Source organism: Burkholderia sp. Ac-20384 (assembly GCF_017104605.1).
Taxonomy (GTDB): Bacteria; Pseudomonadota; Gammaproteobacteria; order Burkholderiales; family Burkholderiaceae; genus Burkholderia; species Burkholderia lata.
Window position 1 is genome coordinate 63,245 of record NZ_JAAGPE010000002.1, and the last position, 16,654, is coordinate 79,898.

Consider the following 16,654-nt stretch of genomic DNA (forward strand, 5'->3'; position numbering starts at 1 on the left):
TCCGTCAGAACGTGCCGTTCCGTTCGACGAAATGTGACAACTCGCCATCTCCGCCGGCTGCAGGCGAACGACATCGATCAAATCCCCGCCACCATCATCGATGCCGGAGAAAATTACTACGCATGCCGAATGATCGTCCATATTTTTCCGTCCCGATCGTACATTGAAGTACGGAACGTACCGATTCACGCAGTCGGGCAGGCGCGAATCCGATGCGGGTTAGACCCAATGGAGATTCAATCCTCCGACATTCACTCTACCGAACGTTAGATTGAACGTGACGTGATCCCGGCCACCGCCGCCGGAGGATTTCGACACGATTCGCTGCCGCACCGAGTTCACCATCAGCGATTCCTTTCAAGACCATTATTAGATTCGGATAACGAAATGAATGTTCGCCCCCTGCCCGGCTGTATCAAGAAGAAAACGATCCTCGTACTCGGCATCGCGATGCTGCCGGCCTGGACCTGGGCGCAAAGCAGCGTCACGCTCTACGGCACGCTGGATACGGGCTTCCTGTACACCAGCAAGACGCGCAATGCGGCGACCGGCGGCAACAGCGGCAAGCAATTCGGGCTGATCAACGGCGGGCTGGAACCGTCCAATTTCGGCCTGCTCGGGCAGGAAGACCTCGGTGGCGGGATGAAGGTGACCTTCAAGCTGGAAAACGGCTTCAGCGTGGCCAACGGCGGCAACGACAACAGCAACGGCAACTTCTTCGGGCGGCAGGCGTGGCTCGCGCTCAGCGGCCGCTACGGCGAACTGAAGGCCGGCGTGCAGTATTCGCCGTTCGTGCTCGCGATCTACGAATCCGATCCGCGCAACGCCGGGCAGTTCGGCACCGCGTTCTCGGTCTATGCCGACCAGACGTTCGTAGGCACGTTCAATCCCAACGCGATCACCTATACGAGCCCGCAGATCGCCGGCTTTTCCGCGCGCGCGATGTACGCGCCAGGCGGCGTCGCCGGCGACATTCGCGCGGGGCAGCAGTATTCGGTCGCCCTGCGCTACGCGTATCGCGGCCTCTTCATCAACGCGGCGATGTACGACTCGAGCTCGGGGAACAGCACGGCGACGCTCACCGCGTTCCAGCAGCCGTTCTTCGGGCGCATGATCGGCGCGGGCTACACCTTCGGCCCGGTCACCGTGAAGGGGTCGTTCACCAGCTTCAAGGTGCCCACGACGATCGCCGGCGGCGCCGTGAACGGCGGCACCAACAACATATGGAATCTCGGCTTCGATTACTACCCGGTTCCGCAGCTCGATATCAACTCGGGCGTGTGGTACATCCGCGACCCGCACAACTCGGACAACCGCTCGATCATGGGCGCACTGACGACCCGCTATTTCCTGTCGAAAGCGACGTCGCTGTACTGGGAGATCGGCGCGGCCAACAACCGCGGCACCGAGAAAACCGGGCTGTCGATCGACAACGCGCTGTACGGCACGCGGGGCACGACCATCGGCACCATCGTCGGGATCAACAAGAAGTTCTGATCAGGCGCAATTCGACCGGAGTACGGAACGTTTCATCGATCCCGATTGACCCGGCTGCATGCCGACGCGACCTTATGCCCATACGGGTCGATTTCAGCGCGGCGCGGCAGCGCGACGCGGGAAACAACGGATCATGAATACTTCGATGAAGACGGGAACACGCGCGGCTTGCCTGACCGGCACGCCACGGACGTGGCAGACCAGGGACGGGATTCAACTGGCGGGCAGTGCATGGGGCGACCCCACCGGCACGCCCGTCATCCTGCTTCACGGCAGCGGGCAGACGCGCCACGCGTGGGCGGGCATGGCTCGTTCACTCGGTGAGGCGGGCTTTCATGCGATCGCGTTCGATGCGCGGGGCCACGGGGATTCGAGCTGGTCGCCGACCGCCAACTATAGCCAGGGCGCGATGATCCGCGATCTCGAGCGCGTGGTCGCCACGCTCGACGGCCGGCGGCCGATCCTGGTCGGCGCCGGGCTGGGCGGCGGCACGGCCCTGCTCGCCGTCGGCGAAGGGTATCTCGACGCGCAGGCACTCGTGCTCGTCAACATCACACCGCACATCGAGCCCGACGGCGCGTCACGCCTGCATTCGTTCATGCGACAGCCCGCGGAAGGGTTCGGTTCGCCCGACGAAGCGGCCGACGCGATCCGCCGCTATCGTTCGTTGCCGGCGCATGCGCTGTCGCACGAAAGCGTAACCCGCAGCCTGCGCTACGACGACGGCAAATACCGGTGGCATTGGGATCCGCTCTTTCTCGCGTGGCCGCGCGACCTGACGCGCCGCCATGCACGCTTTTCGGCGAGCGCCCGCCGCCTGAAGCTGCCGACCCTGCTCGTGCGCGGCGAAGCGTCGGAGATCGTCAGCCAGAACGGCGCGCGCGAATTCCTGAAGCTGTGCCCGCACGCCGACTATGCGGATGTGCAGGATGCCGGCCATACAGTTGCCGGCGAACACTACGACCTGTTCGCCCATGCCGTGCTGCGCTTTCTCGCCCGCCAGGCGACGCACAATCCGGCGATGCCGCTGCACGCGGCCGCCTGACGCGGCGGCCGCACGGTGGCGCAGAGCCGGCCGCCAGCGGTAGTGCGAGGTCAGGAGGCGGCGAGTTCCGTCTTGCGGCTGCCGCGCCGCGTTTTCGCGGCAGGGGCCTTCGCGGCCGGCCGGACGCCTTCGAAGAACATCGTGACGAGCTGATCCGCGACGTGGTCGAGCGACCCTTTCTTCGGATCGAACCAGGTCTGGACCGAGTTGATGCAGCCGAGCACGAAGACACGGCACAGCGCGTCGTCGACGTCTTCGCGCAGCCACCCTTCGGCGCGCAGGTCGTCGAACACCGCGGTCCAGAGCTGCTGATGCCGCTCGCGCCGCTTGACCTGGCGCTCCCGCACCTTGTCCGGAAGCTGGGTCAGGAGCCGGCTGTGCGCCAGCGCATAGTCACCGAACTTGATCAGCGCGCTCATCTGCCCGATCAGCGCCGCCTTGAAGCGCGCGTCGGCCGTCGCACCGGGCGGCAGTGCCGCGAAGTGCTCGTTGATGTGCTGCACGATGCTCTCCGCACCGTGCTCCATCACGACGTCGACCAGCTCTTCCTTCGACGAGAAGTGATAGTAGATGCTGGCCGCCTCGATCCCCGCCTGATCCGCGATGAAACGCATCGTCGTCGCCGCATAGCCCTGCGTCGCAAAGGAACGCGCGGCGAGCCGCAACAAGGTTTCCCGCGTATCCGCGCTGGGATTTACATTTTTCTTACGCACGTTCGTGTATCAGCCGTCTGTTATCAAGCATCAAGATGAATGAGGAAGCCGGGTGCCGCATCTGCGGAGCCGGGCCCGGCGGCAGCACGCGCCATGTCCTCGCGATACTGCCTGATCCTCTTGCCCACCGCCATCCGGTACAAAACTAATGTTCGAGAGGGTAGCCCAATTTCACCAGGCGGGCCAGCGCATCGGGTTGCCGTCGGCAGGCGTGCCGGGCGCGCGTCATCATCGTCACGATTGCCTGAATCTCCTGGTTGAAGCGAAACCGCTCGACGTCGCGCGCACCGTCACCCTCGACACGCGCGCCGAGCGGCGTGCCGCGCGCGGCGTCACTGTACGGAACGGCGCGCGTGCGCACGTTGACACTCGCGTCCGCACCGGCGAAGTTTGAAGCATCGTCGGGCTGCCCGATCCGCCCGCCCTTCCCCTTCAGCCGACCTCGTCACGCCCATGCATCCATCGACCACCCCGTTTACCCCCGCCCCGACGAATTCCGGCAGCCGGCTTCCCGGCACGCCCGACCCGATGCACCGGTGGGAAGGTGCGGACGGCGTGCGGCTCGCCGGCGATACGTGGGGGCACCCGGACGCGCCGCCGGTCGTGCTGCTGCACGGCGGCGGCCAGACGCGTCATGCATGGGGCGGCACCGGCGAACGGCTGGCCGACGCCGGCTACTTCGCGCTCGCCTACGACGCGCGCGGACACGGAGACTCCGACTGGAGCGCCGACGGCGACTACGACCAGGATGCATTCGTCCGCGATCTGCGCCAGATCGTCGCCACGCTCGGCGGGCGCCGCCCCGCGCTGATCGGCGCATCGCTGGGCGGTGGCACGAGCCTCGTCGCGATCGGCGAGCATCAGGTCGACGCGCGCGCGCTGATCCTCGTCGACATCGTGCCGTACACCGAGCCGACCGGCGTCGCACGCATCCGCACTTTCATGGCGCAGAACGCCGACGGGTTCGGCTCGCTCGACGAAGTCGCCGATGCGATCGGCCGCTACCGCTCGAACCGCACGCGCCCGGGCAATCCGGCCGGCCTGTCGAAGAACGTCCGGCTCGGCGACGACGGCCGCTATCACTGGCATTGGGACCCGCAGTTCCTGGCCCGCACGATCGACCTGCCGTCGCGTCACGCCCGCTTCTCGGCCTGCGCACGCAACCTGACGCTGCCCACGCTGCTGGTGCGCGGCGGCAGTTCGGACGTGGTCAGCGAAACAGGCGTGCGCGAATTTCTCGAACTCTGCCCGCACGCGGAATACGTGAACGTCGCCGCCGCGGGCCACATGGTCGCCGGCGATCGCAACGACGTGTTCGGCGAGGCCGCCGAGGCGTTCCTGATGCATCACGTCAACGCCGCGTAAGCCCCGGCCGATGCGGCACGCGCCACATCGGCCATGCGCGTCAGATCGGCGGCGTCTCCGGCGATGCCGAAAAATGATGCTGGCGGATCTTCCATTCGCCCGCCTGCGACGCGATCACGAGCGTCGTGCGCAGCCGCGAGCGCGACGTATTGCCGTCGCCGAGCACGAACGCGAATTCGCCGTAGCCTTGCGCGAGAAAACAGTCGTCGCCGAACCGGATGAAGTGCTGCTCGACCAAGTCCAGCGTCGCCGACCGGATCACGCCGACGTACGACGCGAAATACGCGTGAATCGCGTCAGGCCCGGTCGAGTGCCCGGGCCGGCCGCCGAAGAACAATGCGTCGGCCGTATAGACGCCGGCCAGCGCGTCCGGATTCCAGTCTTGCGCAGCCGCGTTCCACGCAGCCTGCACGATCGCCAGCGCGGGGCCGGGAACGTCGTTCACTCCAACCATCGTCCACTTCTCCTTGTTTCGGAACCGCCGAATACGTCAAAGTAACTATCATTAGTTAGATGATTGCGTGCCATCGCGCATGCCGCCGGTGCGCGACCTCATCCTCATGACATGCGCATCAAGGCTCGCAGTCGATATCGCTCAGGATCACGGACAGCGTTTCCGCCGCCGTCTTCAGTTCGGGCGCGACGCGCTGGCGGATCGCCGCCATGTCCGGCTCCAGTTCCACCGCGCCGCAATTCAGCGCCATCAACGTGCGGGTCCGGCCGACCACGATCGGCACCGCGACGCCATACGCGTTGCGCTGATATTCGCCCACCGACATGCAGACACCCGTCTGCCGCAGATCGTCGAACGCCGCCTCGAGGTTCTCGCGCACCGTGCTTGCATCGTCGCCGGCCGCTTCGAGCAGCGCGGCGATCAGCGGCTCGCGCATCGCGTCCGGCAGCGCGTACAGATACGCGCGCCCGACCGCGGTCGACGCCATCGGCAACAGCGACCCGACGCCCAGGCGCAGCGTGGCGATCCGGGCGCTCGCGCGCCACGCGATGTAGACCATGTCGAGCCGATGCGGGACGGCCAGCGCAACCGACAGGTTCAGCTTGTCGGCAAGCTTCTGCATGACCGGCGTGACCAGACGCGTGACGGGATTCGCTTCGAGATACGCGTGGCCGATGCTCAATGCACCGGCGCTGAGTTCGAACTGGCGCCCGCCGCCCACCCGGCGCAGATAGCCGATCGAGATCAGCGTCGTCGTCAGGCGGGACACTGTGGCTTTCGGCAGCCCGGTGCGCCGCACCAGTTCCGCATTGGACAACGGCGCGCGGGCCGCGCGGAACGCGTGGAGCACTTCGAGCCCGCGTTCGACGGTCAGCGTGACGCCCTGTTGCTTGTCGGTGGTATTCATGTTCGATTCAGTCGATCACGACTGCCTGCTCCTGCAAGTGCTGCGCGGCGGCGACCAGCCGCGGCCCGAGTTCCCGCTCGACCCGCGCGCGCCCCAGCCGCGCGCTGCGGCCGATACAGGCCAGCACGAGCGGCGTGTGATCCTGGACGACCAGCGGCACGGCGAGAATCGTGAGATCCGGCTCCCATTCGCCGAGCGACATGCAATAGCCGACGTTGTGCACCTGCGAAATACCTTCGCTGATGCGGCGGCGCAGATTGGGCCAGTCGCGCCCCGTCTTGCGTTCGATGTTGCCGAGCAGGTAGAAGCGCTCGAGCTCCGGCAACGCCGCGAGCAACGCCCAGCCCATCGGCGACGACGCGATGCGCAGCCGCGTGCCTGCGTGCAGCTTGAGATCGACCGAGGCGGGCTTGCCCGCGCAGGTTTCGAGCACGATCACGTCGAGACGGTCGCGCGTGCCGAGCATCACGTAGGTTTCGTTCGCGTTCGCGAACGCCTGCATTTCGAGGCGGGCCAGCAGTTGAACGTTGGAATGCGCGATCGCCGCGTAGCCGAGCGACAGCACGGGGGCCGCCAGCCGGTACTTGCGGCGTTGCGGCGAATAGTGAAGGTAGCCGAGCGCGACGAGCGAGCGCACCATCCGCGACACCGTCGGCGCCGGAATGCCCGTTTCGCTCACGAGCTCCTGGTTGCCGAGCCACGGCGCGTGCGGCGAAAACGCGGCCAGGATCGCGAGGCTGCGCGCGAGCGGCACGACCATCGCGCGGGACGCGTGCCCGCCGTCCTGGCTCTCACCGTCTCCGATCGACGCGTCGCGCCAATTCGCATCTTCCTGCGCTGACATGCGCGGCGCTGCCCGGGTTGCCTGCGGCGACATCGATTGCTCCGTTTGTCTCGATTCGGCTCTGAAAGCGGCCATGAACTGCGTGGACCGGTGGCTCGCAACGTGCGGCTATCCGATGTCATGCATTACACGAGTCAACGGGAATCGAGTCAAAGTGTAGCGACGATATGTTCCGTACTTTGGAATAACGGCCCGATACGTGAACGATCGGGCTGGTCGAATACCGGACGGTACGTGCCCGACCATTGCGAGACCCAATGCACGCCCCGGATCAATCAAAGTACGGAACATCAAGCCGCACGACGACATTTGAACGGGGGCGCGACCGTCGTCGGTAGCGCTCAGAACCGATACGTCGCGCCCACCTGCGCGAATCGCCCGACGTACGTATAGAGCGAGGCATCGTAGCCGGTTGGCCCTGCCATCCATACCGGATCGAACGGCGGCTTTCGATTGAAGAGGTTGTCGATCCCCGCGTACAGCGTCCAATGCTTGAATCCCGTATAGCCGACCATCAGGTTGAACTGGCTGTACGACGCCACGCCATCCGCCATGCCGGGGTACGTGCCCGGCGCAAGAATCGACTGCGCGTACGGGCCGACATAGAGCCAGCTCAGGGTCGCGTTCCACCGGTGATAATTCCAGCTCAGATCGGTGTTCCCTTTCCAGCGCGGGGAACTGCCGCCGAACGGCTGGTGAAGCGCGCCGTTGTTGCCGGCGAAATCCCTTTCCACGCCGCCAACCGGCATCTTGAAGTGCCACACATAGGCCCAGTCGCCGGACAGCGTAAAGGTGCCGATCGTCGTCGCGACCGTCTGGCGGAATGTGGCTTCGAAGCCGTCGGTGTCGAGCGACGACAGGTTGCGATAGGGCAGCGTGACATACGCGATGCTGCCGTTGGCGTTGCGGACCACCTGCGACGGATCGTTCTGGTTGACCACGACCTGCACGTCGTCCGTGCCGATCACGTTGTCGATGTGAATCTTGTACCAGTCGAACCCGATATCGGTCGTGCGCGTCGGCGAAAACTGGAAGCCGATGTTGGTGTTTTTCGTGCGCTCCGGCTGCAGGCTGCGATTGCCCGCGCGAATTTCCTCGACGATGTTGTACGAACCCGGATTGTTCGGGTCCCGCGCATCCACCACGCCCTGCGAGCCGAAGGTTCGCGACGACGTGTTCTCGATCAGTGTGGGGGCCCGGAAGCCGCGATTGTACGAACCGTACACCGTGAATTCCCGCACCGGCTGAAAGCGCAGCGCGAACCGCGGCGAAAATGCCCCGCCGAAGTCGCTGTAGTGATCGTAGCGGCCCGACTGGCTGAACGTCAGCGTCTTCAGCAGCGGAACGTCGATCTGGTAATAGACCGCCGAGATGTTGCGCTCGCCATTGACGGACTGGATCGACGGCGACGTCAACTGGCCGCTCGCCCAGCCCGCCCCCGTGCCGATGTACTGGCTCTGATGCATGAACTGTGCGCCCAGCCCCAAGCCCACATTGGCCGTCGGCAGCGCGAACAGGTTCGGGCTCGACAGCGTCGCATCCAGCACATCGAGCTTCGTGATCGCCTGATTCGACGTGCTCTGGTAAAGGCCGTTCAGTCCGTTCGGCGTTGCGGACGGATTGGAGAAATCGAATCCGCCGTTCTGAATGATGTTCGTCAGCGCGCTGGCGCTCATCTGGTTCGAATAGTTCTGCGAGACCGTGTCCTGCGAATGGGCATACGACGCGCTCCAGTCCCAGTCGCCGGCAGACGGCAACGCGAACGTGCCTTTCACGCCCGTCGCGGCGCGCCAGTAATTCGAACTGACATGCACGGATTGCGACGCCGGAAACGCATAGCGCAACTGCGTCGGCACGCCGAACGGGTTGAATGGATTGCCGGCCGGCACGACGTTCGAGACCAGCGAAACGCTGCCCGTCGCCGGATCGTAGGTCTGCGTACTGGTCGTCAGGCGGCCGACGCCCCGGTTCGCGACCGTCGTATTGTTGCTCTCCCACAGATCGGCGAACGCCTGCGTCGCATCGTCGATCCTGAACTCGCCATGCAGCTTTGCGCTCAGGCGCTCGGTCCACGGCACGAGCGACGACGCGCCCGCCGTGTTGCGCTGGCAGATCGTGCCGCCCGCACCGAACGACTGCGAATTCGCGTTACCGGGTACGACATGGCCGCCATACGCACACGGATCGAGCGGCACGTTGCCGTTCGCCCTCGCCCAGTACGAAGTCGACTGGTTGGCCAGGCCGCCCGGGTAGTTCGAGAAATTCTGGTTCTCCGTCATGTCCCGGTCGGACGCGAGCACGCCGTTGTTCTTGTAGTAGCTGAGCGCCGCCGTCACGTTGAAGCGATCCGCGTGGAGGTCGCCGAAGCCGCCCAGCAGGCCGAACCGGGTCGTGCCCGCGCCTCCGCCGCCGTTCGTCGCGCCGCCATAGGCGCCGGAAAGCTCCAGCCCTTGGTAGTTCTTCTTCGTAATGATGTTCACGACACCGGCGACGGCGTCCGAGCCGTACTGCGACACCGCGCCCGTCTTGACGATCTCGATCCTGTCGATGATGTTGAGCGGCAGCGTGTTCAGGTCGAAGAACTGATCGGTGCCGTTGGCCGCGTAAGCGTAGGGTGCGACGCGCTGGCCATCGACGAGCACCAGCGTGTATTTTTCGCTCAGCCCGCGCAACGCGATGCCGGCTCCGCCGACCGCGAAGTTGGACGTCGCCGCCGAGCCGTCCCCCCAGCTACTCGATGAATTGGCCGTCACGCTGCGCAGATAGTCGGCGACCGTCGTCTGGCCGCTGTTCACGATATCCTTCGCCGTGATCGTCTGGACCTGGTTGAAACCGACCTTGTCGGCGCTGCGGATCAACGATCCCGTCACTTCGAAACGCTTGACCGTCAGCGCGTCGTGCGCGCCCGATGCCGGCAACGCCGGTGCGGCCGGCACGGCCACCGCCGACGCCGGTGCGTCGGGCGCCGGCAGGTTCTGCGCCCAGGCGGGCGCTTCAGGTATCGCAATGGAGGCGCACCACGCCCCTGCGGCAGTCAGCAGCATCACCACGCTTCGCTTCATCTTCTTGTTCTCGCGCTCATTCGCCGGCAGTGCCGGTAGGTATTGTGGAACGGACTCTATTTAGATATCCGAATTGATAAGAACGATGCGAATCGTCCTGACTCGAGATTCCGCCGGCCACGTTGCGGGCGCCTTGCCCAATGCCAGGCAATGCGGGTGACATGGGCGCTGCATCCGCAGCGCCGGTCGCATCAGGTCGAAGCCGTTCGGAAAGCCCGCATGCGCAGGCATGCGTGATCGCTCGATCCGGGTCGCGCACCTGTCGAGCAACGGGACGGGTGTCCGGCAACCGCCCGGACACCCGCCCGCATTGGATCCGGGCCTGCTCGCGTGGTCACTCGCGAGCCGCGTGCCCGACGGCCGGTCAGTCGATGACTACCGCGACCGACTCGCGCGACAGGAGGTGGTACAGCGCACCGGCAGCGAGGATGATGGCCGCGAGCGCCAGCATCAGCGTCTGGTAGCCCTGCCGGAAATCGTCGACGTGCCGCATCAGGAAAATGGCGAACGCAATGCCGCTCGCGCCACCCACGTTGTGCACCGTCCACGACGTCCCCATCGCCACGGCTGCCTTTTCGCGAGGGAGCGCGCCCAGCGCCACCAGGGTCGAGGGCCCGAGTATCGCGCCCCATCCGATACCGAACAGCAGCAGCGGAACGATGAACCAGCTTGCATCGGGCTGTCGCGCGGCGACCGACAGCAGGATCGACGCGACGACGAACAGCGCCAGGCCGGTCACGATCACCCGCGACGGGCCGAGCCGTTCGCTGCGGCCACCGATCCAGGACGACGCGATGGAGAACGTGATGGTCGCCGGCAGCAGGAACAGCCCGATGGTGATGTCGCTCTTGTGGAGCTGGGTCGAAAAGAAGATCGGCAGCGTGAGCAGCACGATGCAGTAGAAGAACGCGAGAAAGAACGTCGCGAGCAGCGCGGACAGGAACCTCGGTTCGCGGAAGAAATGAAACTCGACGATCGGATCGCGTGTGCGCAACTCGTGCCAGACGAACAGCGCCAGGGCCACGAGCGACACCGGCAGCAGCCCGAGCGTGAACCGGCCACCGTCGATCGACAGATAGCTGACGAGCGTGGTCAGGCCGACGACCAGCAACAGGCATCCCGTCACGTCGATGCGCTTGCGCGCCTGCGCCTTGAACTCCGGTATCGCCCATGCACAGAGTGCCAGGCTGATCACGATGAACGGAATGTTGATCAGGAACGCGTCGTGCCAGTCGAGTGCGCCGGCGAACAGGCCGCCGATGATCGGGCCGAGCGCGAGCCCGACGCCGTTGGCGCCGAACAGGATCCCCAGCGCCTTGCCCTGCTCGCTCTCGTCGAACGTATAGCTGACGATCGCCCCCGATACCGTGTAGAGGATCGCGCAACCGATGCCCTGCAGGAAGCGGAACGCCACCAGCAGCCAGAACTGATGCGCGAGGCCCGCGAACAACGACGCCGCGCCGAAGATCACGAGGCCGATGATCAGCAGCTTCTTGCGGCCCAGGTTGTCTGCGAGTGTCGCCACCGGCACCATGAATGCGGATAGCGCGACCATGAAGATGGACGTGATCCATTGCGTCGTCTGGATCGGGATCGAAAAATCGCGGCCGATCGCCGGAAGGATCGTGTTGACGACCGTGAGATCGATACATCCCAGGAAGCTCGCGATACAGATGCCGGTCAGCCCGACGTATTTCCGTACCTTGCTCGATGAATTACTCATGCGCCAGTGCCTCGGTGTCTTCTTCTGAATTCGACTGCGACTTTTTCTTGAACTTGACCGCCAGCCAGTTGGCGCGGGTATCGCTTCCCTGCTGCACGAAAATCTCGCGGGTCTTGCTCATCGCGGCGGTCATCTGCTTCGGGTAGATGATGAAATCGACGCCGTCCTGCGCCCACATCGGCATGATGATCGGGCATTCCTCGAGAATGTAGAAGAGCGAGCGATAGAATGCGGCCTCGTGTTCAGGCGTGCCTTGCACGAGCCCGTTTCTCTCGGCAAACACGCCGATGGTGTCATTGATCGCGTGCCGGTATTCGTGATTCGAGTAGTACTCGTTCGTGATCAGATGGTAATACTGCGAGTAGTCGTCGCGGCGCAGCAGGTCATCCCATCGCAGGATCTCGCGCCGCATCGACAGTTTCGCGAGGGTGTCGCTGTGGTCCCGGAGCCACGCGTCGCCGCGGTCGCGGCTTTTCTGATAGTTGCTGTGCGCGGAGCCGGTCACGTAGTTGTGGCGCTGCAACGTATCGGCCACGCCGATCACGCATTGCCCGAATCCCGCCACGTTGATCTTGTCGACCGTCGCCGCCAGTTTTTCGCCTTCGTGATATTCCTTGCCGACACTGATCAGCAGCAGTGCCGTTTTGCCGACGTACTCGTGCGCCTGAAATTTTCCTTGTGCCTGCAATGAAACCTTGTACATGGTCAGCTCCAGTAAACTAAGGGTTCGGTTACGGATCGGATGCCGACGAAGGCACTCAACGTGACTCGGTCGGTGCCCCGGACAGGGCGAACCGCGTGAATGAAACGCGGATTCAGGAAGATCAGGTCGCCCGCCTCCGGCTTGATCACGAGGTCGGGCGCACCCACCTGCTCGCGGCCGATCCCGTAGTGGCGATCGCCCTTGAGCGTGTCGTATTCGCGAGAATCGGGCGCGATGCGCCAGAGTTCCAGCTCGCCGCCGTGCGGAGGCACCTGCAGATAGAGGTTGGCCGACAGTTGATACTGCAGCGTCCAACCGGTGCCGGCCGGCAGCGTCCATTCCAGGTTGTCGATGTGCGGCTCGAGATCCACGCCGGGTGTCAGGTAACGGCACACGCCGACGAAGCACTTGCGCCCGTCGACGCTCAGCAGCCTCGCCCCTTCGGGCCACGCGTCGTCGAGCAAGGTGCGGAACCGGTCGACCGGCGACGCCAGCTCGCCGAACAGCGTGCGAACGCGCTCGATATTGGCGCGTGCATGCCGGTGGTAGGCCTGCCTGACCTCGTCGGATCGCACCTCCGCGTACGCGATGCCGAGCCGGGTAAATTCGACGGCATGGCCAAGCGCCCCCCGTTCGGGATGGGAAAACAGTCCCGCCTCCGCTCGCCGGATGACCGCCGGCGGCGTGAACGCACGAATGCGTATCGCGAGCGCAGTGCCTTTGCACAAATCGAGAATGTGATCGGCGGACAGCGACGCTTCGTCGACGTCGATCACTGCATGGTCAACCTCTGCCGGTCGGTTCATGGCGTGATGGTTTGAAGGAGTGAAGGAGCCGCGCGCATCAGAGCAGGTAACGGGCGCGCAGGTAATAGAACCCGCCGTTGATGCCGATCGGCGATGACACGATGTCGTACTGCGTGCCGAGGAACTGGTTCTCCGCCGGCAGCTTGCTCGGGTACACGTTGAACAGGTTGTTCGCGCCCACCGCGATTTCGAACTTGCGCGTCATCGCATAACGGAGCTCGACGTCGGTGACGTACCTCGCCGCGTTCGTGAAATGGGCGAAGCGCGTCGTCGAATAGGCATTCGGGCCGCTCCAGTAGCTCTCTTCGCCGGAGGTCGTGCCGTAACGCGTTTCATGCAGGCTGAGTGCCCATTTGTCACGGTGCCAGGTGCCGCCGACGATGATCTTGTTCTTCGGCGTCGACGACGTGATGTAGCCGACCTGCTGCGCGTTGAGCAGCGTGTTGCCGTTGGTGTCGCGGCCCACGCTCGTCACGCTCGTCGTGTTGAAGTTGATGCCGAGATCCCAGTCGACGGAACCCCACCTCGCGAAGTTGCTGTGATACGTGGCCAGGATGTCGACGCCGCGCGTGCGCGTGTTCACGCCGTTCGTGAAATAGTTCGCCGTCACGGACGGCAAGCCCGCCGGCAACGTGATGCCGGCCTGCGTCAGTGCATCGATCGCGGACTGTCCGCTATAGGTGCCGCCCTGCACGATCCGGTCGCGGATGTTGATCTGGTACGCATCGATCGTCACGTTCAGGTTCGGCAGCGGGTTGAGCACGAGCCCGATATCGAAGTTGGTCGACTTCTCCGGTTTGAGCGGCGTCGCGCCGAGGTTGCGTGCGGCCTGCGAGTTCGGTGCCAGCTGCCCGTATGCGGAAAGCGGCGAGATGTTCAGGTTCGTGAAGTATTGCTGCGCGAGCGACGGCGCACGAAAGCCGGTGCCGACGCTGCCGCGCACCGCGATGCGCGGCGTGATGTCGTAGCGCGTCGAGACCTTGCCGTTGGCGGTACTGCCGACATCGTTGTAATGCTCGAAGCGCCCCGCGAGATCCACCTGCCAGTTCGGCGCAGGCCGGGTCGCGAGATCGATGTAGGTGCCGAGCACCTCGCGCGATTTCGACAGCGCACTGAGCGGCGACAGGCCCGGCAATGCCTGGCTACCCGCGCCATAGGTCGATGCCGGATCGCCCTCGCCGACCGTATAGCTTTCGTGGCGATGCTCGACGCCGACCGACACGTTGAGCGGCGCGGGCAGCAACGGCAGGTGGAATGCGCGCGTCAGGTCCAGGTTGTTGGTCCACTGCGTGCTCGTGAAGGTCGACAGGCGAAAGCCGGTCGGCGTCGATCCGGTCGCGGTGAACAGGCTCGTGTTCGCCGAATTGACCATCCCGATGCCGATGTTGTCGCGGCCGTAGGTCGAGCTGATATCCCATGCCCAGCCGAGCAGCCGGTCGCCCTTCACGCCCGCGGTCAACGAGAAGTCGTTTTCGTTGAGCGTTTCCTGCGGGGTGAAGCCGTTCGGATAGAGGGTCGGCAGCACCGACGGCAACCGGTAGTTCTGGTAGCTGCTGCCGTTCCGGTGCGCATACGTGCCGAAGCCGTACAGCTTCGCGCCGCCTTCGAGCAGGTAGCCTGCGTTGAATGCGACCGACTCCCGCGTGCTGGCCGGCGACCCGAGAATCAGGTTGTCGTTCTGGCCGGTTCGCGGATCGGCGCCGGTTCGCACCGTATGATTCTGCCGGTTGTATTCAGCGCTCAGGTCGAGATAACCCGCATCGCCGAGCCGCAGCCCGATGTTGGCCGCATTGTTCTGCGCGAGACCGTCGCCTTGATAGGTCTGGCCGGTGGTGTTTGACAGCTCACCGCCCTTGTAGTCCGACTTGAGGATGACGTTGATCACGCCGGCAATCGCATCCGAGCCGTATTGCGCGGATGCGCCGTCGCGGAGAATCTCGACGTGATCGATCGCCGCGACCGGAATCAGGTCGACGTCGACCCCGGTCGAGCCTTGCTGCGGCCCGCGGTTCAGCGACACATTCGCGGTCGAATGGCGGCGCTTGCCGTTCACGAGCACGAGCACGTAATCGGGGCTCAGCCCGTGCAATGTCAGCGCGCTGGTCAGGTTGCCCGCATCGCCGCGCATCGCCTGGCGCGCGATCGATGGCGAGAGCTGGACGAGCGCGTCGCGCAGGTTGCCCTGCCCGGTGCGCCGCAGCGCGTCGCCGCCGATCACTTCCACCGGGGCAGCGGCATCGCGCACTTTCCGTGCGCTTTCACGCGTACCGGTCGTGACGACGACGTCCTGGACGGTCACGACGACGTCCTGGGCACCGCCGGCGGGCGTCGGGTTTGGCGTACTGCCCTGCGCCCACGCGGCGCCGCCGGCGGTAATCCAATAGGCGGCCAGCGCCAGCGAGCGGCGACGGGGATACGTCACGCGCGCATTGTCGTTTCTCTGATAAACCACTGCAAGGCCCTCATTTCAGCGAGCCGCAAGGTGTCATTTCATTCTCGCGTCACGCTTCTCGTTTGTTTTGATTTCAGTGCGTGACGCATCATCCTCCCGGTGAAACATTTTGTTAAATAACAAATGCATATTTTCATTTACCAATTTAAATGCCCGACACCGGCCTTGCATGTGATTACGCAATGGCTTCGATAATGTCGCGATTGTGTGCCGAAGAGAAATGACGTCAGTCAGACCGACGCTCGTATGAAATGGCTGAATTGAATAATTGAAGCGAATATGCGCATATTTGTGAAATGTCGATTTCGCTCGACGTGCTGCGCATTGCCTGTCTGAATCACTGCGGCGGAAACGATCGCGGCAATACCGACATCATTGCGATGGCGGAATGGTTGCAGGCTCGAGGCCTTGGGCGGCGTCGAGTCGTTTCTGTCGATGGGGCGCGCGCCGGGTGTTCAATCGGGAGCGATGGCGAGACCGCTGCCGCATCGAGATCCCCTCCTCCGGATCTCGATGAGCGAGCATCTCGATCGCCTCGCGATCACGATTCCGCTATCCCGCGTGGAAGCCAGCGTGTCCGGCTGAAACGGCAGTCTCGTGCGACCCGGCGGGATACGATTCCATCCGTCGAGTTTTTATTTCGGATCGTTCACTGCATGTATTGCTCGTTGCCGATCAGGCCGATCTTCGTCGCGCCTTCGCGCTGTGCCGACGCCAGCACCTCGGCCACCGCGCGGTAAGGCGCCGCCTGGTCCGGCCGCAGCCGGATCTCGTCCTGGTCGGCTTCGGCCGCGATTTCGCGGAACTTCGCCCCCAGCCCGGCCGGCCCGTTCACGCGCGAACCGTTCCAGTTGACCGATCCGTCCGCGCCGATGTCGATCTGCACCACCTGGGGCGGATGCGGCGGGGGCGGCGGGTTCCCCACCGGCAGGTTCATCTTCACCGAGTGCATCTGGATCGGGATCGTGATGATCAACATGATCAGCAGCACCAGCATGACGTCGATCAACGGCGTGGTGTTGATGTCCACCATCACGTCCGGATCGTCGTTGCTCCGTCCGGCGCCCACGTTCATACCCATCG

Annotated in this window: 14 protein-coding genes; 3 read left to right on the top strand and 11 right to left on the bottom strand. The window is 64.5% G+C overall.

Translation table 11 applies throughout. The annotated features are described in order from the left end of the window. Positions 1-387 precede the first annotated feature (387 nt). Together G3O00_RS00880 and G3O00_RS00885 are read left to right on the top strand one after the other, a co-directional pair. Complete coding sequence (locus G3O00_RS00880; RefSeq protein WP_174929234.1) at positions 388-1,497, top strand: porin; 1,110 nt, start codon at positions 388-390, stop codon at positions 1,495-1,497. A gap of 133 nt (positions 1,498-1,630) precedes the next feature. Further along, positions 1,631-2,542 carry an alpha/beta fold hydrolase gene (locus G3O00_RS00885; RefSeq protein WP_174929233.1) on the top strand — a complete coding sequence of 304 codons (912 nt, stop codon included), beginning with the start codon at positions 1,631-1,633 and terminating at the stop codon, positions 2,540-2,542. Between the two features lie 50 nt (positions 2,543-2,592). On the opposite strand, the gene G3O00_RS00890 is transcribed toward G3O00_RS00885, so the two are convergent. Together G3O00_RS00890 and G3O00_RS00895 are read right to left on the bottom strand one after the other, a co-directional pair. Further along, complete coding sequence (locus G3O00_RS00890; RefSeq protein WP_174929232.1) at positions 2,593-3,210, bottom strand: TetR/AcrR family transcriptional regulator; 618 nt, start codon at positions 3,208-3,210, stop codon at positions 2,593-2,595. Between the two features lie 190 nt (positions 3,211-3,400). Next, on the bottom strand, positions 3,401-3,616 hold the full coding sequence (locus G3O00_RS00895) for a hypothetical protein (protein ID WP_206141711.1): 216 nt from the start codon (positions 3,614-3,616) through the stop codon (positions 3,401-3,403). Between the two features lie 92 nt (positions 3,617-3,708). Between G3O00_RS00895 and G3O00_RS00900 the strand changes: the two genes are divergently transcribed. Next, entirely contained in the window at positions 3,709-4,620 is a 912-nt protein-coding gene (locus G3O00_RS00900) for an alpha/beta hydrolase (RefSeq protein ID WP_174929230.1), read from the top strand. A gap of 40 nt (positions 4,621-4,660) precedes the next feature. On the opposite strand, the gene G3O00_RS00905 is transcribed toward G3O00_RS00900, so the two are convergent. From G3O00_RS00905 to G3O00_RS00945, 9 genes are all read right to left on the bottom strand, one after another. Further along, positions 4,661-5,074: an SgcJ/EcaC family oxidoreductase gene (locus G3O00_RS00905; protein WP_011350001.1), complete on the bottom strand. Its 414-nt coding sequence runs from the start codon at positions 5,072-5,074 to the stop codon at positions 4,661-4,663. 118 nt (positions 5,075-5,192) lie between these two features. Beyond that, a complete protein-coding gene (locus G3O00_RS00910; RefSeq protein ID WP_174929228.1) occupies positions 5,193-5,981 on the bottom strand; it encodes an IclR family transcriptional regulator in 789 nt (262 codons plus the stop codon). A 7-nt stretch (positions 5,982-5,988) separates the two neighbouring features. After that, positions 5,989-6,825 carry a helix-turn-helix domain-containing protein gene (locus G3O00_RS00915; RefSeq protein ID WP_241024875.1) on the bottom strand — a complete coding sequence of 279 codons (837 nt, stop codon included), beginning with the start codon at positions 6,823-6,825 and terminating at the stop codon, positions 5,989-5,991. A 341-nt stretch (positions 6,826-7,166) separates the two neighbouring features. Then, positions 7,167-9,887 (bottom strand): TonB-dependent receptor, encoded by a 2,721-nt coding sequence (locus G3O00_RS00920; protein WP_206141713.1) that lies wholly within the window; start codon positions 9,885-9,887, stop codon positions 7,167-7,169. Between the two features lie 364 nt (positions 9,888-10,251). Beyond that, on the bottom strand, positions 10,252-11,610 hold the full coding sequence (locus G3O00_RS00925; RefSeq protein ID WP_206141714.1) for an MFS transporter: 1,359 nt from the start codon (positions 11,608-11,610) through the stop codon (positions 10,252-10,254). Then, positions 11,603-12,313: a hypothetical protein gene (locus G3O00_RS00930; RefSeq protein ID WP_011350007.1), complete on the bottom strand. Its 711-nt coding sequence runs from the start codon at positions 12,311-12,313 to the stop codon at positions 11,603-11,605. The genes G3O00_RS00925 and G3O00_RS00930 overlap by 8 nt, the downstream gene beginning before the upstream one ends. Before the next feature lie 2 nt (positions 12,314-12,315). Beyond that, entirely contained in the window at positions 12,316-13,089 is a 774-nt protein-coding gene (locus tag G3O00_RS00935; RefSeq protein WP_346778946.1) for a 2OG-Fe(II) oxygenase, read from the bottom strand. A gap of 67 nt (positions 13,090-13,156) precedes the next feature. Continuing rightward, positions 13,157-15,541 (bottom strand): TonB-dependent receptor, encoded by a 2,385-nt coding sequence (locus G3O00_RS00940; RefSeq protein ID WP_346778947.1) that lies wholly within the window; start codon positions 15,539-15,541, stop codon positions 13,157-13,159. Positions 15,542-16,220: 679 nt separating this feature from the next. Next, the gene (locus G3O00_RS00945) at positions 16,221-16,652 is read right to left on the bottom strand and encodes a biopolymer transporter ExbD (protein WP_174929223.1); all 432 of its coding nucleotides are present in this window, start codon (positions 16,650-16,652) and stop codon (positions 16,221-16,223) included. Positions 16,653-16,654 lie beyond the last annotated feature (2 nt).